This window comes from Gardnerella sp. KA00127 (assembly GCF_049244125.1).
GTDB classification, from domain to species: domain Bacteria; phylum Actinomycetota; class Actinomycetes; order Actinomycetales; family Bifidobacteriaceae; genus Bifidobacterium; species Bifidobacterium swidsinskii.
Genome location: NZ_CP058377.1, coordinates 353,004 through 378,870 on the forward strand (window position 1 = coordinate 353,004; position 25,867 = coordinate 378,870).

17 protein-coding genes and 1 tRNA gene are annotated in these 25,867 nt (G+C 46.0%); 13 read left to right on the plus strand and 5 right to left on the minus strand.

Annotated elements, in window-relative coordinates; translation table 11 throughout:
- The first annotated feature begins 90 nt into the window (after positions 1–90).
- Both HXT48_RS01335 and HXT48_RS01340 read left to right on the plus strand, forming a co-directional pair.
- A complete protein-coding gene (locus tag HXT48_RS01335; protein WP_076003055.1) occupies positions 91–1,332 on the plus strand; it encodes a UDP-galactopyranose/dTDP-fucopyranose mutase family protein in 1,242 nt (413 codons plus the stop codon).
- Positions 1,333–1,610: 278 nt separating this feature from the next.
- Positions 1,611–1,695 (plus strand) — tRNA-Ser (locus HXT48_RS01340).
- A 133-nt stretch (positions 1,696–1,828) separates the two neighbouring features.
- Here the strand turns inward: HXT48_RS01340 and rfbB are convergent.
- On the minus strand, positions 1,829–2,920 hold the full coding sequence (gene rfbB / locus HXT48_RS01345) for a dTDP-glucose 4,6-dehydratase (RefSeq protein WP_102155639.1): 1,092 nt from the start codon (positions 2,918–2,920) through the stop codon (positions 1,829–1,831).
- A 248-nt stretch (positions 2,921–3,168) separates the two neighbouring features.
- Between rfbB and HXT48_RS01350 the strand changes: the two genes are divergently transcribed.
- The 4 genes from HXT48_RS01350 to HXT48_RS01365 all read left to right on the plus strand — a co-directional run bounded on the left by HXT48_RS01350 (position 3,169) and on the right by HXT48_RS01365 (position 7,220).
- Entirely contained in the window at positions 3,169–4,245 is a 1,077-nt protein-coding gene (locus HXT48_RS01350) for a DMT family transporter (RefSeq protein WP_231130952.1), read from the plus strand.
- Positions 4,246–4,362: 117 nt separating this feature from the next.
- Positions 4,363–5,376 (plus strand): ribose-phosphate diphosphokinase, encoded by a 1,014-nt coding sequence (locus HXT48_RS01355; RefSeq protein ID WP_004107531.1) that lies wholly within the window; start codon positions 4,363–4,365, stop codon positions 5,374–5,376.
- Positions 5,377–5,478: 102 nt separating this feature from the next.
- On the plus strand, positions 5,479–5,817 hold the full coding sequence (locus HXT48_RS01360; RefSeq protein ID WP_004118662.1) for an ACT domain-containing protein: 339 nt from the start codon (positions 5,479–5,481) through the stop codon (positions 5,815–5,817).
- 38 nt (positions 5,818–5,855) lie between these two features.
- Positions 5,856–7,220, plus strand: coding sequence for a PFL family protein (locus HXT48_RS01365; protein ID WP_415689982.1), 1,365 nt, complete (start codon positions 5,856–5,858; stop codon positions 7,218–7,220).
- 259 nt (positions 7,221–7,479) lie between these two features.
- Here HXT48_RS01365 and HXT48_RS01370 read toward each other — a convergent pair whose 3' ends face one another.
- The 3 genes from HXT48_RS01370 to HXT48_RS01380 form a co-directional block, all read right to left on the minus strand.
- Positions 7,480–8,274, minus strand: a complete 795-nt coding sequence (locus HXT48_RS01370) for a peptide ABC transporter permease (RefSeq protein WP_421793189.1) — start codon at positions 8,272–8,274, stop codon at positions 7,480–7,482.
- Between the two features lie 129 nt (positions 8,275–8,403).
- Positions 8,404–9,399, minus strand: a complete 996-nt coding sequence (locus tag HXT48_RS01375) for an A/G-specific adenine glycosylase (protein ID WP_421793109.1) — start codon at positions 9,397–9,399, stop codon at positions 8,404–8,406.
- Positions 9,400–9,432: 33 nt separating this feature from the next.
- The gene (locus HXT48_RS01380; RefSeq protein ID WP_004109264.1) at positions 9,433–10,134 is read right to left on the minus strand and encodes a tRNA (cytidine(34)-2'-O)-methyltransferase; all 702 of its coding nucleotides are present in this window, start codon (positions 10,132–10,134) and stop codon (positions 9,433–9,435) included.
- Positions 10,135–11,036: 902 nt separating this feature from the next.
- On the opposite strand from HXT48_RS01380, the gene rpoB reads away from it, so the two are divergent.
- From rpoB to HXT48_RS01410, 6 genes are all read left to right on the plus strand, one after another.
- Positions 11,037–14,585: a DNA-directed RNA polymerase subunit beta gene (rpoB, locus tag HXT48_RS01385; RefSeq protein WP_033888523.1), complete on the plus strand. Its 3,549-nt coding sequence runs from the start codon at positions 11,037–11,039 to the stop codon at positions 14,583–14,585.
- Positions 14,586–14,655: 70 nt separating this feature from the next.
- The gene (locus HXT48_RS01390; RefSeq protein WP_421793110.1) at positions 14,656–18,675 is read left to right on the plus strand and encodes a DNA-directed RNA polymerase subunit beta'; all 4,020 of its coding nucleotides are present in this window, start codon (positions 14,656–14,658) and stop codon (positions 18,673–18,675) included.
- A 617-nt stretch (positions 18,676–19,292) separates the two neighbouring features.
- Positions 19,293–20,375 (plus strand): ORF6N domain-containing protein, encoded by a 1,083-nt coding sequence (locus tag HXT48_RS01395; protein WP_421793111.1) that lies wholly within the window; start codon positions 19,293–19,295, stop codon positions 20,373–20,375.
- Between the two features lie 232 nt (positions 20,376–20,607).
- A complete protein-coding gene (locus HXT48_RS01400; RefSeq protein WP_004109288.1) occupies positions 20,608–20,964 on the plus strand; it encodes a type II toxin-antitoxin system RelE/ParE family toxin in 357 nt (118 codons plus the stop codon).
- 176 nt (positions 20,965–21,140) lie between these two features.
- Positions 21,141–21,440 carry a helix-turn-helix domain-containing protein gene (locus HXT48_RS01405; RefSeq protein WP_240318917.1) on the plus strand — a complete coding sequence of 100 codons (300 nt, stop codon included), beginning with the start codon at positions 21,141–21,143 and terminating at the stop codon, positions 21,438–21,440.
- A gap of 708 nt (positions 21,441–22,148) precedes the next feature.
- On the plus strand, positions 22,149–23,942 hold the full coding sequence (locus HXT48_RS01410; RefSeq protein ID WP_421793112.1) for a SpaH/EbpB family LPXTG-anchored major pilin: 1,794 nt from the start codon (positions 22,149–22,151) through the stop codon (positions 23,940–23,942).
- A 590-nt stretch (positions 23,943–24,532) separates the two neighbouring features.
- Here HXT48_RS01410 and HXT48_RS01415 read toward each other — a convergent pair.
- Positions 24,533–24,673, minus strand: a complete 141-nt coding sequence (locus HXT48_RS01415) for a hypothetical protein (RefSeq protein ID WP_012914437.1) — start codon at positions 24,671–24,673, stop codon at positions 24,533–24,535.
- Here HXT48_RS01415 and HXT48_RS01420 point away from each other — a divergent pair.
- Positions 24,606–25,799: a class C sortase gene (locus HXT48_RS01420; protein ID WP_421793113.1), complete on the plus strand. Its 1,194-nt coding sequence runs from the start codon at positions 24,606–24,608 to the stop codon at positions 25,797–25,799. The genes HXT48_RS01415 and HXT48_RS01420 overlap by 68 nt on opposite strands.
- Positions 25,800–25,867 lie beyond the last annotated feature (68 nt).

The following is a 25,867-nucleotide window of genomic DNA, read 5'->3' on the forward strand; positions in this document are numbered from 1 at the left end:
CTAGGTTAATAACTGGAATAGCTTAATAACGGGAATATATAAAGCATAATTTCAAAATAGACGTATAGACGTATCTTATAAAGGAATAAAATGTACGAAAAAGCAAAATCAGCAACTTACCCAGATTTAGTAGTTGTTGGAGCAGGATTGTTCGGCTTAACTGTAGCTCAGCAAGCAGTGGAGCATACGGGCGCTCGCGTTGAAATTATTGACGTTCGAAATCACATCGGTGGAAATGCTTACTCGTATTTTGACGAGCGCACAGGAATCGAAATTCACAAGTACGGTGCGCATCTTTTTCACACAAGCAATAAGCGCGTGTGGGATTATGTGAACCGTTTTACGTCGTTTACTAACTACGTGCATCGCGTGTATGCAACTCATGACGGCGAAGTTTACCCGTTGCCAATCAACTTGGGTACAATTAACCAGTTCTTCCACGCGCACTACACGCCAGAGGAAGCAAAGGCTTTGATTGCAAGCCAAGCGGGGGAGTTGGCTGGCAAAGATCCGCAAAATTTGAACGATAAGGGCATTAGCTTAATTGGTCGTCCGCTTTATGAAGCGTTTATTAAAAACTACACGGCAAAGCAGTGGCAGACGGATCCTTCCGAGCTTCCTGCTGGAATTATTAAACGCTTGCCTGTGCGATTTAACTACAATAATCGCTATTTTAAAGACACTTGGGAAGGCTTGCCAACGGACGGCTACACAGCTTGGATGCAGCGCATGATTGACGATCCGCGTATTCACGTTTCGCTTGGTGTAGACTTTTTCGACGAGTCGCAGCCGTTTAATAAGCGCGCGTTGGCGGAGGCTGGAGTGCCGGTTGTTTATACCGGTCCGGTTGATAGGTATTTTGACTATGCGCTCGGCGAGTTGAAGTGGCGCACTGTGGACTTTAAGGAAGTGCGTTACGAGGAGAGCGACCACTTTGGCTGCCCAGTTATGAACTATTCGGATGCTGATGTGCCGTTTACGCGCGCGATTGAGTTTAAGAACTTTAATCCAGAGCGCGAGGAAGTTGGCGGAGAGGCTAGTGGCGATGCTGACGATTGCGCAACTTTCGTGCCGGGCAAAAGCGTGAAAGCTGGGGAAACTGTAGTGTGGCAGGAGTATTCTCGCGCTGCAACTCGCGACGATGAGCCTTACTATCCTGTGAATACTGATGCAGATAAAGCCTTGTACGCGCGCTATGCGGAGCTTGCTGCGGCTGAGCCTCGCACAGTTTTCGGCGGTCGCTTGGGAACTTACAGCTATTACGACATGCACAACGTAATCGACATGGCTTTGCGCGCTTACGAATCTCAAGTAGCGCCGTTGCTGGCTTAGGTGGTTTGGTGGGCGTTCTTGCGATTAGCCGCCGCGCGCGTAACCTGAAAGCACGTAACCTGAGCGCGCGCTAAAACGGCAATCAGGGACACGGATGCAGTTTGCTGACTGCGCGAGTGTCCCAAAACAAGCAAAATCCGGCCCTAATGCAGAACGCGATCTGCGCGAGTGTCCCCAAAAAGGTTGTCGGCGCGCGCGAGTTTGCAATATCCGCGATTCGTGGTATTCTATTTAAGTTGTTTGCTTGGCAAGCAGTTTGATTGCTAAGTTAGCAGTTTGGAGAATTCGCCTAGTGGTCTATGGCGCACGCTTGGAAAGCGTGTTGGTGTAACAGCCTCACGAGTTCGAATCTCGTATTCTCCGCGCCTAGGGTTTCTAGCCAATCGCTAGAAGCCCTTTTTTCATGCCGAAAACCCGATTGCCGCTTACCCGACGTCGCGCATGTTACACTCTAATCACTCAGGCAGGTTGTCGAGCGCAATTTCGTCACGCAAATTCAGTGCCCTAATTCAGCGTAATGCTGCTCGACTTGCGCTTTAATAGGCTTCCATAAATCAGCGTGAGAGTCGTACCATGATATTGTTTCTTGCAATTCTTGCTTCAAATTATCGTGTTTAGGCTCCCATTTTAATTGTGTTCGAATTTTCGTAGTATCTAGTGCGTAACGCCTATCCTCGCCTATTCTGGGATTTACATACGTTATATTTGATTCTGGCACGCCCATGAGTTGCATCAAAATCCGCAAAATATTTATGTTGTTAATTTCACAGTTAGCGCCAATATTATATGTTTCACCGATTGTTCCACGCGTTAGAACATGCCATATTGCGTCGCAATTATCTTCAACGTGGATCCAATCGCGTATCGAATCTCCTACGCCGTACAATTTTGCTGGCATATTGCACATAATGTTTGTAATTTGGCGAGGAATAAACTTTTCAATATGCTGTCGTGGCCCGTAATTATTGCTGCTATTCGAAATAGTTGCGCGCAAACCGTAAGTTCTACACCATGCTTTTACCAAGAGATCGCCTGCAGCTTTGCTTGCAGAATATGGACTAGATGGACAATATGGACTTGACTCGTCGAATTTAAGCACGCTGTCAATAGGAAAATCTCCGTAAATTTCATCGGTGCTTACTTGATGGAAGCGAATATTATATTTGTGTGCGAATTTAATGAGTGTATGCGTTCCTAAAATATTTGTGCTTATAAACGGGTCAGAAAACTCGATTGCATTATCGTTGTGTGATTCTGCAGCAAAATTTACGATTGCGTCGATAGCAGGAAGTGTTGTTCCTTCTGCAGTTTTAATTGGATTATGCGGATCTAATAGCTGATCAACTATATTTTCGTCTCGAATATCTCCGCGAATAAAAGCGTATCGGTTGTTTGCAAAATCTTGAGGTAAGTCGTAAAGATTTGCCATATTCCCAGCGTAAGTAAGCAAATCAAGTACCGTAACAGCAACCGTTACATGATATTTAGCTATGTAATGCACAAAATTAGATCCAATAAAACCTGCGCCGCCAGTAACTAAAATGTGGTGTGGTTGAAAAATATTACTGTTTGATGCGTAGTTGTGCATGTTTCCGCCTTCATATGACTAGTGCGTTGGTTTATGGCTTAAGTCACGTTGTTATTTTGGTTTATTTCGTTGATTTTATTGTTTAATGCGCGCGTTTTGAATTGTAATTTTTTAATACTATACATTTCTTTCGTGTGTGCAAGTAGAGTATGTTTTTCTAAAGTGTTGTTTACCAGCAAATTAGTTGAGTAGATGTGCAATAATTACTGCATGTTTGCTTGTTTTGGGGATGCGAGGTGAATCTAATAATGGTTAAGTTTTCTTGGCGTAGCAGTGCGCATGATTTGGATTCATCAAATATTGATTCCTCTTCAACAAAAAAGCAACAATCTTCAAAATTGCAATCAACAGGTTCAAAGACTTTTGACACATCAAAATCTGCAACAAAAGCAATCGAAGGTACTCCAAATAAACCTAATCCAGCGTTAAATCATTCTACAAACGCTATTCTTGTAGGAATATTTTTAACTCTTTTAGGTGGCGCATTTTGGGGTGCAAACGCAACAGTTTCGAAAATCCTCATGTCGACGTATCACGTATCTCCTTTGCAAATCGCTTGCGTTCGTCAAATTGCTGCTGGCATGTTATTTGTCATTACTGCTGCAGCTTGCACTCCTAAGCAGTTAAGTGGTGCTGTGAAAACTGGTCGTACTTGGATTTCAATGGCTATTACGGGAATTGTGTGCGTTCTTCTTACGCAAGTTTCGTATTTATGTACTATTGATTGGACTAATTCTGGCACTGCTACTGTGCTTCAAAGCCTTAACTTACTGTTTGTTTTGGTTTATGCGTGTTTCCACACTCGCCGCGTGCCAACTATGCGCGAAACTATTGGAGTTGTGCTAGCTTTTGCAGGAACTGCTTTAATGGCTACAGGTGGTAATCTTTCTTCACTGTCTTTGCCTGTTATGGGTTTGCTTTGGGGGCTTGCAGATGCTGCGTCTACAGCGGCGCTTGCTATTATGCCTGTGAAATTGATTGCAAAATGGGGAAATCTGACTGTTAATGGCATTACGTTTATTATTTCTGGTTGTATTATGCTCCCGTTTGTGCGACCGTGGGAAACGATGCCTGCATTAGATTTGCGCGCTATGCTGCTTTTTGCTTTTACCGTTATTGCTGGAACTTTTGGAGCATATTGGCTGTTCTTAGAGGGCATTATGCGAGTAGGTTCTGTTCGTGGCACTTTGCTTGGAGCTAGCGAGCCTGTTACTGCTGCAATTACTGCTGTTATGTTTACTGGAGCTGTTTTTTCATGGGCAGATTTTGTGGGATTCGGGCTTATTTTCGTAATGATGATTTTGCTTTGCAAACGTAGTGCTTAGTAATTTTTAAAGTAACGCATTAAAATAAAACGCTTGTTGTGTCGTACGAGGCGTACAGGCTGCTAAAATGGGAAGTGACTATGTCGCGTACACCAGTTTGCAAACGGGAAGGCAATTATGTCAATAATTCTTGAAGGCAATCCAAAAAAGCAGATGATGTTAGTTACGGGTCGTGCATACCCAGAGCTTGCTAATGAGACTGCACAGTATCTTGGTATTGATGTGCTTGAGACTACTGCCTACGATTTTGCGAATGGCGAAATGTATGTGCGCTTTACTCAGCCTGTTCGTGGCTCAGATGTGTTTGTGCTTCAGGCACATACGAATCCTATTAACAATTGGATTATGGAACAGCTGCTTATGGTCGATTCTTTGCGACGCGCATCTGCTCGCAGTATTAACGTGGTTGCACCGTTCTTTGGATATTCGCGTCAGGATAAAAAGCATCAGGGACGTGAGCCTATTACTGCTCGCCTCATGTTTGACTTATTCCGCGCTGCTGGCGCCACGCGCATTTTGACTGTCGACATGCACGCAACTCAGGAGCAAGGTTTCTTTGATGGTCCTGTTGACCATTTGACTGCGATGCCTGTGCTTATTGATTATGTGCGAAACTCTATGAAGCTCGACAACGCAACTATTGTTTCTCCTGATGCTGGTCGCATCAAAGTCTCTGAGCAATGGGCTGCAAAACTCGGAGATTTACCTCTTGCTTTTATTCATAAAACGCGCGATATTACGCGCCCTAATCATGCTGAAGCTCATGGCATTATCGGTGAGATTAAAGGACGCGATTGCATTGTTGTTGACGACATGATTGATACTGCTGGCACTATTTGCGAAGCTGTACGCACTTTGCGTGAGGCTGGAGCAAAATCTGTTACTTTGGTTGCAACGCATGCTTTGCTTTCTGGACCTGCTGTTGAGCGCTTAAAAGCTGCTGGGGTTCGCGAGATCATTGTGACGGATACAGTTCCTGTGCCCGAAGAGAAGCGTCTTGATAATATGACGGTTCTTTCAATTGCGCCGCTTCTTGCTGCTGGCATTCGTTCCGTGTTCCGCTCTGGATCGCTTGTGTCACTTCGCAACGCACTTCCGGAAGATATGAAACAGCATAATATTTACGCATAAAGCGCATAAAACGTACAATATATAAAACAAATAACCGCAAATTCGTGTAACTGCATAAGCTTTATGCATTAACGTACGGGTTCAAAACGGCAGGAGGCAAATATGGTCGCCAATAACACAACAGCAGTTGCAGAAAATAATGAATCGCAAGAAGCGTTGCAATCTGATGCTTTCAGGGCGATTATTACTGTTGTCGGCTGCGATACCGTTGGTATTATTGCAAAAGTTACTTCACATGCTGCCGAGCATAATGTAAATATTTTGAATATTTCTCAAACAATTGTCGATGGATTCTTCAACATGATGATGATTGTTGACGTGTCTACTGTTGATTGCGAATTTGGCGACTTTGCTGCAGGATTAGAAACGCTAGGAGACGAAATTGGCGTGCGTATTCGCTGCCAGCGTAGCAATATTTTCACTGCAATGCACAGAATCTAAAATCCGCAGCAATCTAAGTAAACGTAAGGAAGTACACAATGCTCAACCTGATGGAAGTAAGCGAAACTAATTCGATGATTGAGCAAGAACAGCTCGACGTTCGCACAATCACCATGGGAATTAACCTGCTAGATTGCGCTTGCGAAAACGTGCAGGACGTTTGTAACAAAGTTGAGGAAAAAATCACACGTCTTGCAAAAGATCTCGTCAAAACAGGTAACGATATTTCGCGCGACTATGGAATTCCAATTGTAAACAAGCGAATTACCGTAACTCCAATTTCGCTTGTTGGAGCGTCATCTTGTAAAAAGCCTGAAGATTTTGTGCAAATTGCGCACGCATTAGACAGAGCAGCACACACTGTTGGAGTTGATTTAATTGGTGGGTATTCGGCGCTTCCTGCAAAGTCGATGACTGCAGCAGACCGCATGCTTATTGAGTCGCTTCCACAAGCCTTAAGCGAGACGGAAATTGTGTGCTCGTCTGTGAATGTTGGCTCGACGCGAACTGGTATAGACATGGATTGCGTAGAGCTGCTCGGACGAACAATTAAAAAGATTGCTGAAGCTACAGCTGGAAACGATTCTTACGGTTGTGTTAAATTCGTGGCTTTTTGCAATGCTCCGGACGACAATCCGTTCATGGCAGGCGGCTTCCATGGTGTAACTGAAGGCGATGCTGTGATCAATGTTGGCGTGTCTGGTCCTGGCGTTGTTTCGAGTGCACTCGATGCTGCTAGAGGAAAAGACTTTGCTTTTCTATGCGAAACTATTAAGCGCACTGCGTTTAAGATTACTCGTGTAGGTCAGTTGGTTGCGCAAGAGGCTTCTCGTAGGCTTGGTGTGCCGTTTGGAATTATAGACTTGTCGCTTGCTCCAACTCCTGCAGTTGGCGATTCTGTTGGCGAAGTGCTTGAGAAAATCGGTTTGGACCAGGTTGGTGCTCCTGGCACAACTGCTGCGCTCGCTATGTTGAACGATCAAGTTAAGAAGGGCGGCATTATGGCAAGTAGCTATGTTGGCGGTCTTTCTGGAGCGTTTATACCCGTTTCGGAAGATGCAAATATGATTGCTGCTGCAAAGTCTGGCTGCTTGACTATTGAAAAGCTTGAAGCAATGACATGCGTTTGCTCAGTCGGTCTTGACATGATTGCAATTCCTGGAAACACTTCCGCTGCAACGATTTCTGGCATGATCGCGGATGAATCTGCAATTGGTATGATTAATCAAAAAACTACCGCTGTGCGAATTATTCCAGTAATTGGAAAAGGTGTAGGTGAAATGGCGAACTTTGGTGGATTAATGGGATATGCGCCGATTATGCCAGTAAACCAAACAAGCTGCGAAGCTTTCGTAACTCGCGGTGGACGTATTCCTGCTCCAGTACACAGCTTCAAGAATTAGCGTGCGCTTTGACCGAGCTTGAAATCACAGGATTTCAAGCTCCTTCAAAGCGGAAACTCGCTTAAGTTGGAAGTCCGGGGGACTTCCAACGCGAGTTTCGTAGCGAGCGCGTTACCCGCGCGAGCGTCACCGTTTTTTCGTTACTGGTGCAGTCGTCAGCGCAAATGCCGGAGAACATGCGCGCAATTGGGGACTTACACCCCACATAAGTCCACAAAAACGAGCGCAGCGCTTCGGCAGGTCGTCGCACGCATAAATCCTACTGCACATTAATGATCACTGGCTCGCTGTGAAGCCCTGGCACGCGCTTATGCTCAAGCCGCGCAACGTATGTGCCGCGATCCACCTTCGGTAAATCGTCATCTGCAACACAGCCTTTTCCGACGGTAGTATTGGTATTCCAAGTGATTTTCTTTTCGAAATGATCACCCTTCGCCATAAGCAGCGGCTTTAATGCAGTGTCACAACTATCAGAACGCCATACTGCATGTGATAAGTAGTCAACGCTCTTACTTGCGTCTTTAAAGTCTTTGTTGTCTTTATTATCTTTCTTTTTATTATCTTTAGTTTCTTGCTTACCTTGCGTAACTTCTTCACTACTATTAATAGTTAGAACAGCATTCATATCCGATGCGTCAATAAGGCAAGAAGAGTTTCCTTCGTGCACAAATCGTTCTGTCAACTCAACACTACCGCCCATAGGAACAGTTTGTGACTTAGTAGAAAGCTCAAGACGAATATCTTTATCAGTGCAATGAGGTGTTAATCCAACAGGACGGGGGTCTGGCACTGAATGACGAACAATGGTAACTTCATGACCAGCAATCGCTTTACTAATAGCGGCAATACCCTTGCTCAAGCTAATAACACAAAATATTGCCAACATAATCAAAAGCAACAAAGCAATACCGACAACAATTCTGCGACGACGATACATTCTTCGTTTTGCTGCGCTCATGTTACGTACGGTCTTATGCACGGGTTTGCGCATCGGGTTGCGAACCGATGTTGCACTCGCATTGCGATGCGGCTCACGTGGTGACGTAGTTGGCATTGACATATTTACCATTGTAATACATAAGTCGATGAGATGAACTGTACTCACTACACAAGGTAGACTCTCATACAAAGTAATTAAGCTGTTAATTAAAGAGTTACAAAAGCAGCGTAATGAGTTAGTTACTTAAGGTAATGCTAAAGTGCCATCTGGCAATATAGTGATAAGACTGTCATGATCGAGCGAAGCAATGCATTCGCCAAGTTGTGTTTGATTCGACCATAAATTATTGATCTCGCAACGTTGCAATACCTGCTGTTTTTTATGTGCTTCACGCAATGCCTGCAAAATAATGCCGCGCACTTGCCGATTAGTGCCGGCAAAATGCGGCTGGGGGCGGGTATGGCGGCCAAGACCTGGAAATCCAGCAGCTTTGAAACGGCACCATGTTTGCAAAGGACATGCAGTGCATTGCGGAGATCGTGCTGTGCAAATGGTAGCACCAATTTCCATAATTGCCTGATTCCAAACGGATGAAGTGCAGGTAGTGTTGGTGGTGTTAGTAGCATTAGCAGTGGTAGCAGTAACATGGTTATCTTCTGGCAATACTGCGGCAGCAAGCTCGCGATCAGATTGCGTTGTGCTGCCACCATGCGATTCAGTTCCAGTAAAAGCGCGCATGAGTACGCGGCGAATATTTGTATCAATCACCGCAATGTGCTTGCCATAAGCAAAGCTGAGTATTGCACTTGCTGTGTAATCGCCTACACCTGGCAAGGCAATAAGTTCTTCATAGGTGCATGGCAGCTTATTGCGATATCTTGTTGCTACAACTTGAGCACAAGATTGTAAACGTAACGCGCGTCGAGGGTAGCCGAGACGACCCCAAGCTGTAATAATTTCAGCACTCGTAGCGTGAGCTAGTGATTGTGCATCTGGCCAAGTTTGCATCCAAGTGAGCCAATAGGGTACAACACGGCTCATTTGCGTTTGCTGGCTCATTACTTCACACACAAGCACACCCCAAGGGGTAGTGCGCCCAAACCTCCAAGGCAAATCGCGTGCACAACTATGCCAAAAAAGTGCAACATTATCGCGCGTAAGTGTTGCCAATTCGCGCAATGGCTGAGAAGTTTCTTCGGTGAGATGTTCTTCGGGGAGAGATTGTGAATCTTGTTGCATGCTTAATTATGTAAACGTCGTATACTTTTGTGATTACTTTCCGCCTGTAAAACCGAGTTGCCTCCACGCTTCATACACTGCAATAGAAGCGCAATTTGTAAGATTCAAACTACGAAGTGACGGGCGCATAGGAAGACGCACCTGCTCTGCCACGTGCGGTCCTGCCATAACATCCATTGGATCAGGAATATCTCCTGGTTCTGGTCCAAAAAGCAGAATATCGTTCGGCTTATATTCAATTTCAGTGTAAAGTTTCGTAGCATTCGCAGTAAACGCAATAATTCGCGAATTTGGCATTGACTCAACTAAATTCTCAAAATTCGGGTGCAAAACAACGTGAGCCATATCGTGATAATCCAAGCCTGCGCGACGTAATTTAGTATCGTGCAAATTAAAACCAAGCGGCTCAACCAAATGCAAAATAGTGCCAGTTACAGCGCAAAGTCGAATCGCGGAACCTGTATTTCCTGGAATACGAGGGGAGTAGAAGCAAAGGTGAGGAGTGTGCGTTTCTGCGCGCGCTGCGTCGTCGGCGCTGAGCATTGCGTCCATAACGCTAATTGGATTTCCGTGAGCGTCGGTTACAAGCTCGTCTGGGCCATAATTTGATTTGCGGTAGCCGTACTCGTACATTTGCTCTACGCGGCTTGCTGCTGCTTTGTGTGCTTCGGTTTGTGCTTCGGTTTGCTTTTTGGTTTTGGCTGCTGCTTCTTGCGTATTCTCGCTGTTATTCATGCTATTCCTTAGCTTTTTAAGTATCTTTACGTAACTTCGTAATCGTAACGTATTTAGTTTACTCGCAACTTGTATAGTTTAATGTGGCGCGAGTTTTAGCTGGTGTTTGGCTGGTGTGTTTCTGAAGTGGCTGTGAGTGGTGGGTGTTACTAGCGCGACGACATGCTTGAGCGCAGCATTGTGCTCGCGAAAGCAACTCGGAGCGTGAGCTTGCTCAAGTTGAAAGCACGGTGTGCTTTCAACGCAAGCTCAGTAGCGAGCGCGCTTTGCGCGTGAGCGTTCTTTCGGGCGCTTTATTCTTAAACTTTTTTAACGATAAGCTCGCGTTTTATTACGCTCGCTTGCGAAACTCGCGTTGGAAGTCCACTGGACTTCCAACTTTAGCGAGTTTCCGCATTGAAGTGCCTCCGCGCGCTACGCTTTAAGCGCTCCGGCAAGTCAATGCGCAGTCCTCTTTTAGTGCTCGTAGAGAAATCCCCCAAACTCTGCGTGTTTAATCGTTAATAACCGTGCCTTATCGCAGAGATTTTTCGATTTTTCTTCTTCGCTTGGTGAATCAGCAGCCTGCGGCTCTGACGTTCGCCGCGCTCAGTGCGAAAAATCTCAAATCTCACCACACGAATATTCGTTCCACTGAAGTAGAGAATATTAAGCATCCCAGAAATTGCAAGCGCTAGAGCGGACTTTTTTATTAATAAGGAAGTCTTTAGTTTTTGGTAAAGTAGAGGTTCTGTGTAAGGTGTGTCATATAGCGGGCATGCTCATGGAACCGAAGAAGGCGCCCGCGCATCGCAACTTGCTTATTTGGCAGTTTCGTTTGCCGCGATTTTCTTTAGTTTTTCAAAGATTAAATAGTTAACTAGCGAGTGATAAAGGAACGTCCATTGGCTGCTGAACAAGCTATGACGAGCACCACGAAAGTCATCGCACGTGCTGACGAACATGATATTAAGTTGCATAAAGCGTCAGATCGTGTGAATTTTGGCTCCATTTGTGAGCCTATTGATGTGCCATACCTCCTCGGCGTGCAAACCGACAGCTTTGATTGGTTGATCGGTTCTGAACGCTGGAAGAAGCGCGTTGCAGAAGATGAAGCAAACGGAACTCACACCGTGCCTCATGTTTCTGGTCTCGACGAAGTCTTCCAGGAGATTTCCCCAATTGAGAACTTTGCTGAGACAATGAGTCTCACATTCTCTGATCCATACTTTGAAGAGCCACGCCACACTGTGCTCGAGTGCAAGGAAAAGGATTACACCTATTCTGCTCCACTTTATGTGAATGCTGAGTTTGAAAACGGCGAAACTGGTGAAATTAAGAGCCAAACTGTTTTCATGGGTGATTTTCCACTTCAAACTCCACACGGTACTTTTATTATTGGCGGCACCGAGCGAGTAATTGTTTCGCAGCTTGTGCGCTCTCCAGGCGTGTATTTTGATCGCACGCAGGATCGCACTTCCGACAAGGATGTTTTCGGTGCGAAGATTATTCCAAGCCGTGGTGCATGGCTGGAATTTGAGATCGACAAGCGTGACGTTTTAGGCGTTCGCGTTGACCGCAAGCGTAAGCAGTCTGCAATCGTATTCCTTATGGCTATTGGCATGACGAAAGACGAAATTGCCGATGCTTTCCAAGGATACCCACTTGTTTTGGATGCGCTCGCAAAAGAGCCTATCGAAACGCAAGACGATGCACTTACCGATTTGTACCGTAAGATTCGCCCTGCAGATACTGCAACTCCAGAAGCTGGTCGCAACCTTCTCGATTCCTTCTACTTCAACACAAAGCGTTACGATTTGGCTCGCGTTGGTCGCTATAAGATCAACCGCAAGCTCGGTATTGAAGCAGATTACAGCGATCGTAGCTTGAACCGCGAAGATATTATCGCAACTATTAAGTACTTGGTAACGTTGCATTCCGGCGAAAAGACCTTCCCAGGTAAGCGCGACGGTCAAGACGTGCAGTTGCGCGTTGACGTTGACGATATCGATCATTTCGGCAACCGTCGTATTCGTCAGGTTGGCGAGCTTGTGCAGAATCAGCTTCGTACCGGCTTAAGCCGCATGGAGCGCGTTGTGCGCGAACGTATGACAACTCAGGATGCAGAGGCAATTACTCCTCAGTCCTTGATTAACATTCGTCCAGTAAACGCAACTATTAAGGAATTCTTCGGAACTTCCCAGCTCAGCCAGTTTATGGATCAAAACAATCCTTTGGCAGGAGTTACGAACAAGCGTCGTCTTTCCGCACTTGGTCCTGGTGGTCTTTCTCGCGATCGCGCTTCTATGGAAGTTCGAGACGTGCACCCATCCCACTTCGGACGTATGTGCCCAATCGAATCCCCAGAAGGTCCAAACATCGGTCTTATCGGTTCTTTGGCAACCTTCGGACGCATCAACCCATTCGGCTTCATCGAAACCCCATACCGCAAGGTTGTGAATGGTCACGTAACTAACGAAGTTGAATACATGACTGCAGACCGCGAAGCCGAGCACGTTATTGCTCAAGCAAACCAGGAACTCGACGAAAACGGCAACTTCGTTGGCACTCAAGCACTTGCTCGCGTGGACGAAGAAGAAGCAGTCGATGTGCCTGTAAGCACTGTAGATTACATGGATGTTTCCCCACGTCAGATGGTTTCCCTTGGTGCTTCCTTGATTCCATTCTTGGAGCACGATGAAGGTCACCGCGCATTGATGGGTACGAACATGCAGCGTCAGGCTGTGCCGCTTATTAAGTCGGAGCGACCACTTGTTGGTACCGGCTCTGAATGGCGTGCAGCAGTTGATTCTGGCGACGTAATCTTAGCTGAAAAGCCGGGCGTAGTAACTTACGTTTCTGCAGATATTATTCGCGTTATGAACGACGATGGAACTCAGTCCAGCTACAAGCTTTCAAAGTTCCAGCGTTCTAACCAGACTACTTGCTACAACCAAGTGCCGCTTATTAAAGATGGCGAGCGTGTTGAAGCTGGTACTGTTTTGGCAGACGGTCCTGCAACCGAAAAGGGCGAACTTGCATTGGGTAAGAATTTGCTCGTTGCATTCATGCCTTGGAACGGTTACAACTACGAGGATGCTGTGATTATTTCCCAGCGTCTTGTGCAAGATGATACGCTTTCTTCTATTCATATTGAAGAGTACGAAATCGACGCTCGTGAAACCAAGCTTGGTTCCGAAGAGATTACTCGCGATTTGCCAAACGTTGGTGAAGATGCGATTGCAAATCTTGACGAGCGCGGCATTATTCGCATTGGCGCTGAAGTCGAAGCTGGCGATATTTTGGTTGGTAAGGTGACTCCTAAGGGCGAAACCGAGCTTACTCCAGAAGAGCGTTTGCTCCGCGCAATCTTCGGCGAAAAGAGCCGCGAAGTGCGCGATACTTCTTTGCGCGTGCCACACGGTGAGACTGGTACTGTGATTGCAGTTAAGGAAATCACTCGTGAAGACGCTGAAGATGACGGTGACGAGCTTCCAAACGGCGTGAACCAAATGATTCGCGTTTACATTGCTCAGCATCGTAAGATTACGCAAGGCGATAAGCTTTCCGGTCGTCACGGCAACAAGGGTGTTATTTCCCGCATTTTGCCAGAAGAAGATATGCCATTCTTGGCTGATGGTACTCCAGTTGACATCATGCTTAACCCGTTGGGCGTGCCTTCTCGAATGAACTTGGGTCAGGTGCTCGAGCTTCACTTGGGCTGGATTGCTCACGCTGGCTGGGATATTAACTTGGATCCAGATTTGGAAGCAGCTTGGAAGAAGTACGTGCCACAAGGTGCTGAGCATGGCGATCCATGCACTCCAGTTGCAACACCAGTATTCGACGGTGTGCGCCCAGAAACTTTGAAGGGCTTGCTTTCTACAACACTCGCAAATCGCGATGGTGACAAGCTTGTTGGCTCCGACGGTAAGGCAACCTTATTCGACGGTCGTACTGGTGAACCATTCCCGAAGCCAATTTCTGTGGGCTACATGTACATTTTGAAGCTGCATCACTTGGTTGATGATAAGATTCACGCACGTTCCACTGGTCCTTACTCCATGATTACCCAGCAGCCGTTGGGTGGTAAGGCTCAGTTCGGCGGCCAGCGCTTCGGCGAAATGGAAGTGTGGGCGCTCGAGGCTTATGGTGCTGCTTACACATTGCACGAAATGATGACTACGAAGTCTGATGACGTCGACGGTCGCGTGCGCGTGTATGGTGCTATCGTCAAGGGCGATAACCTGCCACCAGCTGGCATTCCTGAATCCTTCAAGGTGTTGCTTAAGGAAATGCAGTCGCTTTCCCTTAATGTTGAAGTGTTGAACGCTGAAGGCGTTGCAATCGACATGAAGGATGAAGAGGACGACCCAGTTTCATCTTCCGACGATCTTGGCTTCAATATTGGCGCTCGACCAGATTCGTCCGCCAAGGAAGATCAGATTGCTGTTGAACCTGAATACCAGTGATTCGGTAACGAACACACTTTAAGAAATTAAGAAACATTAGAAAACAATTTCATGAGACAGGACGATAAGAGTGCTGGACGTCAACGCATTTGACAAACTGAGGATTGGACTGGCCACCGCCGAAGATATCCGTAGCTGGAGCCACGGCGAAGTAAAGAAGCCAGAAACCATTAATTACCGTACCCTAAAGCCAGAGAAGGACGGTCTGTTCGGTGAGCAGATCTTCGGTCCAACTCGCGATTGGGAGTGCGCGTGTGGTAAGTATAAGCGCGTGCGCTTTAAGGGAATCGTGTGCGAGCGATGCGGCGTGGAAGTTACCCGCAGCCGCGTTCGCCGCGAACGCATGGGTCATATTGAGCTTGCAGCTCCGGTAACGCACATTTGGTTCTTCAAGGGTGTGCCAAGCCGTTTGGGCTACTTGCTCGACATTGCACCTAAGGATCTTGAAAAAGTAATCTACTTCGCAGCCTACATGGTTACGAAAGTCGACGAAGAACAGCGTCATCAAGATCTTCCAGATTTGCAAGACGAATTCGATACCGAAATCAGCAACCTTCGCAAGCGCCGCGATAACGAAATTGAAGCGCGCGCAAAGAAAGTTGAAGAAGACTTGCACGAGCTGGAAGAATCTGGCGAAAGCAAAGGTGCTGCAAAATCTAAGCTGCGCGCTAGTGCAGAACGCGAAATGTCTGCTATTCGCACCCGTTACGACGAGCAGATTCAGCGTTTGAATGCCGTGTTTGACCGCTTCAAGGGCTTGCGTGCCGGAGACATGGAAGGCGACGTTGACTTGTGGCGCGAGATGGAAGATCGCTACGGTGACTACTTCGAAGGCTGCATGGGTGCTGAAGCTATTAAGAAGCGTTTGCAGGACTTCGATTTGAAGTCTGCCGCAGAGGAGCTTCGCGCAGAAATCGACAACGGAACCGGTCAGCGCAAGGCTCGCGCTTTGAAGCGACTGAAGGTTGTAAACGCATTCTTGACTACTGGAAACAAGCCAGAAGCTATGGTTTTGGACGTAATTCCAGTAATCCCACCAGATTTGCGACCAATGGTTCAGCTCGATGGTGGTCGTTTTGCAACTTCCGATTTGAACGATTTGTACCGTCGCGTAATCAACCGTAACAACCGTTTGAAGCGACTTATTGAGCTCGGCGCTCCTGAAATCATGCTTAATAACGAAAAGCGCATGCTTCAGGAAGCAGTCGATTCGCTCTTCGACAACGGTCGCCGCGGACGCCCAGTAACCGGCGCATCCAACCGACCATTAAAGTCGCTTTCCGACATGCTTAAGGGTAAGCAAGGTCGATTCCGCCAGAACTTGCTCGGTAAGCGTGTTGATTACTCCGGCCGTTCCGTAATCGTCGTTGGTCCAAGCCTTCGCATGCATCAGTGCGGTTTGCCAAAGCCAATGGCATTGGAGCTGTTTAAGCCGTTCGTTATTAAGCGTTTGGTAGATCAGGGCTTTGCTCAGAATATGAAGAGCGCAAAGCGTTTGGTTGACCGCGGCGACTCCGAAGTTTGGGGCGTGCTCGAGGAAGTTATTTCCGAGCATCCTGTGCTTCTTAACCGCGCACCTACACTTCACCGCTTGGGTATTCAAGCATTTGAGCCAATTTTGGTTGAAGGTAAAGCAATCCACCTGCCACCACTTGCCTGCGCAGCATTCAACGCAGACTTCGATGGTGACCAGATGGCAGTGCATCTTCCGCTTTCTGCCGAAGCTCAAGCCGAAGCTCGTACTTTGATGATGGCTTCCGACAATATCTTGAAGCCAGCAGACGGTCACACCGTTACAATGCCTTCTCAGGATATGATTCTGGGTCTTTACTACTTGTCTACCGTAATTGACGAAGCAAAAGGTCAAGGTCGAATCTTCTCCTCGCTTGCTGAAGCTGAAATGGCTCTCGACAAGCATGAGATTGACATGCAAGCTAAGGTGCTGATTCGAGTTCCTGCAGACTTCGTATTGCCAAAGAATTGGGAGCCTGCTGAGCTTAAGGTTGTTGACCCTGAGCCAGGCAGCCCGGACGTTGTGCGCGAAGAGCGTTTTAAGGACGGAACTGTACTGTTTGCAACTTCTTGCGGACGCATTTTGTTCAACGGAACTTTGCCAGTCGACTATCCGTTCGTAAACGAGCAGGTGCCAAAGGGCGTACTTTCTAAGATCGTCGACGAAATCGCAACCCGCTATTCTACAGCTCAAGTTGCAGCAACACTCGACGCTTTGAAGGATCTCGGCTTTACTCGCGCTCCTTGGTCTGGCGTAACGATGGCATTCTCCGACATTGTTCTTCCTCCAAATCGCGAACAAATCGCGCAAGATTACGAGGATCAGGCTGCAAAAATCAACTCCCAGTACGATATGGGTCTTCTTACCGACGAAGAACGTCGTCAAGAGTTGATCAACTTGTGGACTGAATGCACCGACAAGGTTGCAGACGCAATGCGCGAAAACTTCCACGACGACAACAACGTGAACATCATGGTTCAGTCAGGCGCACGTGGTAACTGGATGCAGATTCGCCAGATTGCTGGTATGCGAGGCCTCGTGGCAAACCCTAAGGGCGAGATTATTCCTCGACCTGTTAAGTCAAACTACCGCGACGGCTTGTCCGTGTTGGAGTACTTCATCTCCCAGCACGGCGCTCGTAAGGGCCTGGCAGATACCGCACTTCGTACGGCAGAATCTGGCTACTTGACTCGTCGTCTTGTGGACGTTTCGCAGGAAGTAATCGTTCGCGAAGAAGATTGTGGCACTAAGCGCGGTCTTATGATGAAGATTGCTGATCACGACGAAAACGGCAATTTGATGCTTGTTAAGGCTGCTGACGGTGGTCCATACTCGCGCTTGCTTGCTGCAGACGTAGTTGACCCTGCTGATGGCACAACAGTTTTGGCAAAGTGCGGAGATGCGCTTTCTATGGACGTTTTGCGTGATTTGGTTGCGCACGGCGTTGAGGAAGTTAAGGCGCGTTCTGTGCTTACTTGCGAATCCAAGCGTGGTGTTTGCGCAAAGTGCTACGGCTGGTCCTTGGCTACGAGCCGACTCGTGGATGTTGGCGAGGCTGTTGGTATTGTTGCAGCACAGTCCATTGGTGAGCCTGGTACGCAGCTTACGCTTCGTTCCTTCCACTCCGGTGGTGTTGCTTCTGCTTCCGATATTACGCAGGGTCTTCCTCGTGTTACGGAGCTTTTCGAGGCTCGTACTCCTAAGGGCGAGGCTCCAATTGCTGAGTTCCCAGGCGTTGTGAAGGTTGAGGATACCGACCACGGCCGTCAGGTGACTTTGACTCCAGACGACACAACCGTTGAGCCAATCGTTTACCCTGTGACGCGTCGTGCGCCAATGCTGGTAAAGGATGGCGAGCATGTTGACGTTGGTACGCAGCTGATTGAAGGTTCTGTGGATCCTAAGAAGATTCTTCGAATCCTTGGTCCGCGTGCAGCTCAGGTAAATATTGTGGAAGAGGTTCACAACGTTTACCGTTCTCAGGGCGTTGATATTCACGATAAGCACATTGAAGTTATTGTGCACCAGATGCTTCGCCGTATTACGGTGATCGATTCTGGTGATACGGATCTTCTTCCAGGTGAGCTTGTGGATCAAGCAAAGTTCCGCGAGGCAAACTTGGCTGCTGTAAAGAACGGCGGAAAGCCTGCTGCTGGTCGACCAGAGCTTATGGGTATTACCAAGGCTTCGTTGGCTACGGATTCTTGGCTTTCTGCAGCATCGTTCCAGGAGACTACGCGCGTGCTTACTGAGGCCGCCTTGAGCCAGAAGGAAGATGACCTTAAGGGCTTGAAGGAGAATGTGATTATCGGTAAGCTCATCCCAGCTGGTACCGGTTTGGCGCGTTACCGCAATGCTAATGTGGAGCCGGATCCTCAAGTTCGCGACTCTATTTATCCAAACTTCGGTTTGGGCGGTGCGGATAGCACGCCTTCGAACTTCGGTGAGAGCGATATGGGTGATGTTGACTTCTCCAACATTGATTTTGGCGATATGAAGCTCGGCGACGACTTTAATCCAGATGACTTCCTTGACGATCAGGGTGGTCAGAGCGATTATGGCGACGAAGCTGAGTGATTGCGCTAATCTAATATAAAAAATGGGGCTTCAATCTTTCGGGCTTGAAGCTCCTTTTTTGTTGCTGGCACAGTATGCTTTCTGCGTTAATAACGTATAATGCCGTTTTTTCGTTACTGGGCAGCGTGACGACCTGCTTTCGCGCATAGAGCGTAGCGCGCGAAAGCAATTCGGAGCGGAAACTCGCGTTGAAAGCACAGTGTGCTTTCAACGCGAGTTTCGCAAGCGAGCGCGCAATCTGCGCGAGCATTAACTGCGTGCGTGTCTGATTTTGCCTACTTTCGGACACTGGCGCAGTCGGCTTACTGCATGAGTAACACATGAATCGTACTACAACACCTTTTAACCACAATGTTATAAATTTATTGTCTATTCATCGTATTCTCAAATAACTTCAGTAGTATGCCTAAAACTAACAACGAAATGATACGTATGATAAGAGACGCTGAAATAGAGCATAGATGCATCCTACCTATTAATTCAGCTCAAAAACTAATAAATCTACGCACGATGTTGTTTATTTGTTGCTGGCGCAGTTGATTTAAAAAAGTTACGCAGTAAAAGTTACGCAGTACGTGGCGTATTGGGAAAGATATTTAGATAATGTTGGGGGTATTATGGCAGAAGAGAAGAAAGAGATTGTGATAATAGATGAAACTACGATTAAAAGTAAGATTCACTATATAAGAAATCAAAAAGTTATGCTTGATTCGGATTTAGCTGAAATTTATGGATACTCTACAAAAAGATTTAACGAACAGGTTAAAAGGAATATTGAAAAATTTGATGACGATTTTATGTTTCAATTAACCGGTGAAGAAGTATATGAACTTTCAAGGTGCCATTTTGGCACCTTGAACGATGTGCAAGTATATGAACGTTCAAGGTCGCATTTTGCGACCTTGAACAAAGCGCAAGGCAGAGGCAGTAATATTAAATACAAACCTTACGCCTTTACGGAACAGGGCATCTATATGCTTATGACTGTATTAAGGGGAGAACTGGCAGTTAAACAGAGCAAGGCTTTAATACGAATGTTTAAGCAGATGAAAGACTTCATTGTTGAAAATAGAGACTTTCTTAGTTCAAAAGAAATGACGCAACTGTTATTGCAAACAAGTCAAAATACAAATGATATAATGCAGCATTCAAAAGAAATAGCAAATATAAACGATAAAATTAGCACCTTGGCAACAAAAGAAGATTTGAAAAAGGTAATGGATAATTTTATAGATAGTAACACCTACAAGCATTTTCTTTTGCTGAATGGAGATAAGATAGAAGCAGATGTTGCCTATACAAAAATATATAAGTCAGCAAAGAAAAGCATTTATGTTATAGATAACTATATAGGGCTTAAAACTTTGGAACTTTTAAGGGCTGCAAGAGATAACATACAAATCATAGTTTTTAGCGATAATGTAAGAAATAAAGATATGCTTACAAAAAATATTTTAGATGATTTTAGAAAAGATTATCCTAATATAGACCTGAATCTGAAGGTATCCGATAAAAAATACCACGATAGATATATTGCACTAGATTTTGGGGCAGAAAATGAGGTCTTTTATTTTTGTGGAGCATCATCGAAGGATGCGGGAAATAAAATATCAAGTATTACTCAAATAGAAGAATCATCTAAGGATATGTATCATACAATGTTTGCTGGAATGTTAAACAATAAGAATTTGAAAATTTAATACACAAAGAGCAAAGTAGGAAGTTGTATGAACTTTAAAAGGCGGTAGAAGCGAAAATCTATCGTCTTTTTAATTACTGCAAATTAGAGAGCGCGTGTGTTCTGCGTTAGTGTCTGATTTTGCCTACCTTCGGACACTGGCGCAGTACTGTTTCTGCGTTATGGTCTCTGGTTGCTTGTTTTGACAAGATGTATACAAGCGATTATGCTATATATAACATAAGCAGGGGGTTGTGGAATTGTTTGATGTGATTTTTTACAGTGATAAGGATGGTGATAAGCCAGTACGCGAGTTTATTAAAAGTTTAGATGTCAAGTTGCGCGCGAAGGTGGTTTCTGATTTGCATCGCTTGGAGATGTTGGGAAACGATGCGAGGGAACCGCTTAGTAAGCATGTTGGCAACCATATTTTTGAGCTTCGCACTATTTTAGGTAGCAACATAGTGCGTATTTTATACTTTTTTGATGCGGATAAGATTATTGTTGCCACCAACGGATTCGTTAAAAAGCAGCAGAAAACTCCGCGTAGTGAAATATTGGTCGCTATGCAGAGAAGGGCTGAATATTTTAATAGAAAGATGGGCTTGTGATGGAAAAGCAAGAGTTGCAGGGAACGTGCGTAGTGCGAGGAACGCGAGTAATGCAGAGAAAGCAAGAGTTGCTGCGATCGTGCGCAGTGCAGGAGATGCACGTAGTGCGGGGAACACGAGTAATGCAGAGAAAGCAAGAATTGCGGCGAATGTGCGCAGTGCAGGGAGCGCGCGCAGTGCAGGAAACGCGAATGAATGATTTGCATGAACTCACGGACGAGCTTATGAAGGATCCCGAGTTCAAGAAAGAGTATGATGCGCTTCAGCCGGAAAGAGACTTGACTATGTCGCTTGTGATGGCGAGAAAAAGGGCTGGTTTGACTCAGGCTGAGCTGTCGGAGAAGACGGGTATAAGTCAGTCGGATATTAGCAGGTTGGAAAATGGTTCGAGGAATCCGACTATTGCGCTTTTGAATCGTATTGCAAATGCTTTGAATGCGACTTGCAGGATTGAGTTTGTGCCGAATGCGCGTTGACGTGTTTTAGCGCTGCGATTTAGCGCTCAACATGCCTTGTACTTTCCAAACGAACTTGTTGGAAATTCCGACAGGTTGACTTTTCGTTAGGAATATAAAGAAAGCACAACATAATTTCTAAAGCATAGTCACACGAACCTGCCCTGCCTTCGTCAATCGAGACGAAGGCAGACCTCGCTTGCGTTGAAAGCACACTGTGCTTTCAGCATTGAGTCGTCGCTACCGCATTAGAGTATCGAGAAGCACTCTGTGCTGCTTCTCGATACTCTAATGCGACACGCCGATGGTTTGGGTTTTGAGAAAAAATAAAAAACGCAAAAAACAAAAAGAGCTGGTTATTTGTCACCCCCAAATCCGTTGTTTTTCAACGATTTTTGTACCGGGGGGGGGGTAGATGCTCAGAAACATAAACATTTGACTGTGTTATACTACATCTCATTTTTCGTCTAAATATCGATTAATATTATATGTACTCACGGTTGAGCGTTATCGCACAATTTGCGAAGAATAGCTAAATGATGAAAGTTTGCAGTTGTATTTCTGCGTTCGCATCTGTGTGTTTGCACTGATGCTGTCGTCAATGCAATTGTCAGTATGTCATAACGACACAATTGTTAATATGTCATAACCTTTTGTTTAGCTTGTAACCTGCTGTTGAGCCTAAATAAAGATGTAAGACGATTAGTTTACTTATTGAAGAGAGGAAATATGCGTCTACAGGCTTCAAAGTTAAAACGCGCGGTGGCACTCGTAGCTGCCTCCTGCACGCTCGGTACCTGCTGCATCGCTGGATCCATAGCGTGGGCGAATGGTGAACAGGGTAAAGATGGTGCAAATGTTGGAAACATCGATGATACTAAAAAAGACAATGGTACTTCTATAACCATTCACAAGTACCAAAGTCCTGCAACTGATACTAGATCTGATGGATCTAATCAGAGTAATCTTGTTAAGGATAAGAAGCCAGTTAAGGGTGTTGAGTTCAAAGTTTGCAAGGTCACTCTTAAGGAAGGCAAAGATGCTGATGCCAAGAAGATTGATTTGTCTACAGCTGAAGGCTGGAAGAAAATCAAAGACATCCAGGAGCTTGACCCTTCTTCTGCTACGAAGAATGCAGCTTCATTCCTCAAAGGTGATAATGCTAAATTCGTAACGGTCGATACTGATTGCAAAAAACAAACAACTGGTGAAGATGGTTCCACAAAGTTTGATAAGCTTGCCGAATCGCTTTACTACGTTGAAGAATCTGACACAAAGGGTGCTCAAATTAAGGATGCTCAGGGAGCGTGGAAGCCTGTAACTGTTACCGGTAAGGTTGATCCATTCTTCATCACAACGCCTTTGCCTCACAAGACTGCAAATACATGGGAATGGTTGTACGACGTCAATGTGTATCCAAAGAACGACACCAGTGACGACGTTGCTCGTAAGACGCCAAAGACTCCAACCAAGCTTTATACTGATGATGGAGACGCTATTATCCCATGGGATATTTCTATGCCTTTGACTCCTCCTTCTGACAATAAAGCTTATAAGAAGATTGGATTCGTCGATTCTCTTCCTGAAGGTTTGACGTATGATAGCTTAGCTGAAGTTAAGCTTGTTAAGAAGGGGAAAGCGACTGGTTCTACAGCAAGTGATGTATCTCTTACCGAAAATACTGACTACAAGGTTGAGACTGGTACCGATAAGAAAAAAGTAACGTTTAGTCTTTCTGTCTCTAGGCTGAAGACGCTCTCTGAAGATTTCAGTAGAAGTACTTATGTTCTGAAAGTTACTTTAAAGACGAAGGTTGCTAAGGATACCAAGAACGTTACCAACTCGATTAACGGCTGGATTGATGACAGCAAGATTGGTGATAACGGTGATCCGGAGCATCCATGTGTTCCAACTAAGGAAGATCCGAAGAAGTGCGATAAGAACCCTCACGGTACTTCGCATTTTGCTACCTTGAAGATCACCAAGGTTAATGATGCTGCTGATAAAGCTAAGGGCAAGAAGCCATTAAAGGGTGCAGAGTTCACTGTTTACCCAGTTAAAGAAGGTACAAAGTTTACCGATGTTTCAAGTAAAAATGTAACTAAGGAAACTATCGATGGAAAGCTTGATAAAGGTACAAACGATGCCAACGCTATCAAGCTTAAAGCAACTGATGATAATGGTGTAACCACTGCAAACTTGTTCATTGGTACTAACGATGTTGCTTCCAAGATTTACTGCGTTGTTGAGACCAAGGCTCCTGCTGGCTTCAAACTGAATGAAACCCCAACTTGCTACGAGGTTAAAGTAGAAACCAAAGAACAGGCAGCAGCAGGTCTTAATAATGACAACGCTCACGAGATTGTCAACTCCCAGGCAACCGAACTCGACAAGATTCTTGCCAACTTGCCTATGACCGGTGCTCGCGGCTTGGTGATTTTGACAGTTTGCGGCATTGTTGGCATCGCTGGCACGCTCTTCTACGTTGTGATGAAGCGTCGCAAGGAGCAGGAGCAAGAGTAAAACTCGCTCGTTGGCTGAGTTGCTTGGATGGTTGTTCCAGCTGATTTGCTCTGCCGGTTGCGCAGTTTGGTTTCGAAACAAGCTGTGCAGCCGGTTTGAGCGGATTAGCTGCGCGGTCAGGTGTAACGCAAACGCAAGAAATTCTCCGTCAAAGTTCCCGAAGCTTTGCACCAGTGCTTCTGCGAAAAGTGGTTTTGTAGCTTTGCAGTTTTGCTCTGCTGAAGTTGCTTCTGTAGCTTTGCGCCAATGCTTTGCTAACGGCGATTATTTATCGATTAGCGAACTTTAACATTAATGCTCTGCGGACGTTGAGTATTTATTGCTTAAAGAACACTAGCGTCATTGCTGCTGCGCACGCCACACCAGACGCACCTACCACACCAAAGAACACTAGCGGTTTTACTAGTAGTGAGGGGTGGGTGTTGCTTGGTCGAGCAATATAAAAGCGGAACGATAGTAATAATCTCGTTGACGAATACTATTTCTGCAGAAAAAGTAAGTAAAAACTAAATTTAACTACGCAACCGCTAAGTCCAAATAAGGTATAAGAGCGGAGCGCTGCGAGACAAGCAACCCCACCACTCGCAACCCTACAAAGAAATCCGCCAGCCAAACGCCAGCCAAAATTCATAGCCAAAACTCAAGAATGTCGAAAACAAAATCGTGAGAAAAGAAAACCACTCAAACTCGCGCAACAACGCCAAAAACTGGCACTTCTCTAAATCCTGCATAGTCCCTGCTTTGCTGTTGCTTGCATCGTTTGCGTCGCTTATTTATCCGCACGCCGCCATGTGGCTAAGCCAATACCACATGTCGGAAGTTGCTGCTGAGTACGCGAAGCTTATAACTCATGCTGTTCCTGCTCCGCATGAGCAGCTCCGCCGCGCTCGTGAGTATAACAGTCAGCTTTCGTCGGGTGCTATTTACGAAGCAAATACTAACATACCGACTTCTCACGGAGTTACTTCCGATGCGAGTCAGGATTATTGGGATCAGTTGAAAGTGAACGACGACGGGTTGATGGCTCGTTTGCGAATCAAAAAAATTGATCTTGATTTGCCTGTGTATCACGGCACAGAAGATGCCACTCTTCTGAAAGGTCTTGGTCATTTGCGTGGAACTTCGCTTCCTGTTGGCGGCAAGGGCACGCGCTCTGTGATTACGGGGCATCGAGGTTTGGCAAGTGCGGAAATGTTCACAAGGCTGGACGAAGTTGGAAAAGGTGACACTTTTACAATTGAGGTTTTCGACGAGATTCTCACCTACAAGGTAGTTGACAAAATCGTTGTGAACCCTGATGAGACGAAGAAGATTGCAGCTGTTCCTGGCAAGGATTTGGTGACACTTATTACTTGCACGCCGCTCGGCATTAACACGCAGCGCATTTTGGTGACTGGTGAGCGAGTTGTGCCAACGCCTGCGGCGGATAAGGCGCTTCGTGGCAAGAAGCCGGATGTTCCGCGATTCCCGTGGTGGGTTTTGGGCTGCTTTGGTAGCTTGTGCGTTGTGGGCGGCTACGTTTGGTGGGCTGGTCTGCCGGTTAAGAAGAAAAAGAAGGAAGACGAAGAAGATAGTGCGAAAGATAGTGCGAAAGATAGTGCGAAAGATAGTGCGAAAGATAGCGAGTCAAGTAGTGCTGCAAGTAGTGCTGCAAGTAGCGAAGAAGATAGAGAGTTAAGTAGCGCGAAAGATAGCGCTGTACGCAGAGAAGATCTTGCGCGTGAGGAAGCTAAGGCGATTAAAAATCGTCCGAAAAAACGGCCGAAAGTCAAAAAGTCTAGTTTGCGCAAGAAACGCAAGCGGAGTGGTCACGGCGAAAAGACTTTCGACTGGCTTATAAGCATCCTTGGTTTATGAGCGATTGCTTATAGGCAATAACAAAACTTAATAGAAAAACTTAATAACAAACTTGTGGTGCCGTGGGG

Coding starts and splice junctions, on each gene's coding strand:
- HXT48_RS01335 (WP_076003055.1), top strand. CDS start 91: ATGTACGAAAAAGCAAAATCAGCAACTTACCCAGATTTAGTAGTTGTT.
- HXT48_RS01380 (WP_004109264.1), bottom strand. CDS start 10,134: ATGAATAACAGCGAGAATACGCAAGAAGCAGCAGCCAAAACCAAAAAG.
- HXT48_RS01355 (WP_004107531.1), top strand. CDS start 4,363: ATGTCAATAATTCTTGAAGGCAATCCAAAAAAGCAGATGATGTTAGTT.
- HXT48_RS01395 (WP_421793111.1), top strand. CDS start 19,293: ATGGCAGAAGAGAAGAAAGAGATTGTGATAATAGATGAAACTACGATT.
- HXT48_RS01365 (WP_415689982.1), top strand. CDS start 5,856: ATGCTCAACCTGATGGAAGTAAGCGAAACTAATTCGATGATTGAGCAA.
- HXT48_RS01415 (WP_012914437.1), bottom strand. CDS start 24,673: ATGCAGGATTTAGAGAAGTGCCAGTTTTTGGCGTTGTTGCGCGAGTTT.
- HXT48_RS01370 (WP_421793189.1), bottom strand. CDS start 8,274: ATGCCAACTACGTCACCACGTGAGCCGCATCGCAATGCGAGTGCAACA.
- rpoB (WP_033888523.1), top strand. CDS start 11,037: ATGACGAGCACCACGAAAGTCATCGCACGTGCTGACGAACATGATATT.
- HXT48_RS01360 (WP_004118662.1), top strand. CDS start 5,479: ATGGTCGCCAATAACACAACAGCAGTTGCAGAAAATAATGAATCGCAA.
- HXT48_RS01350 (WP_231130952.1), top strand. CDS start 3,169: ATGGTTAAGTTTTCTTGGCGTAGCAGTGCGCATGATTTGGATTCATCA.
- rfbB (WP_102155639.1), bottom strand. CDS start 2,920: ATGCACAACTACGCATCAAACAGTAATATTTTTCAACCACACCACATT.
- HXT48_RS01375 (WP_421793109.1), bottom strand. CDS start 9,399: ATGCAACAAGATTCACAATCTCTCCCCGAAGAACATCTCACCGAAGAA.
- HXT48_RS01410 (WP_421793112.1), top strand. CDS start 22,149: ATGCGTCTACAGGCTTCAAAGTTAAAACGCGCGGTGGCACTCGTAGCT.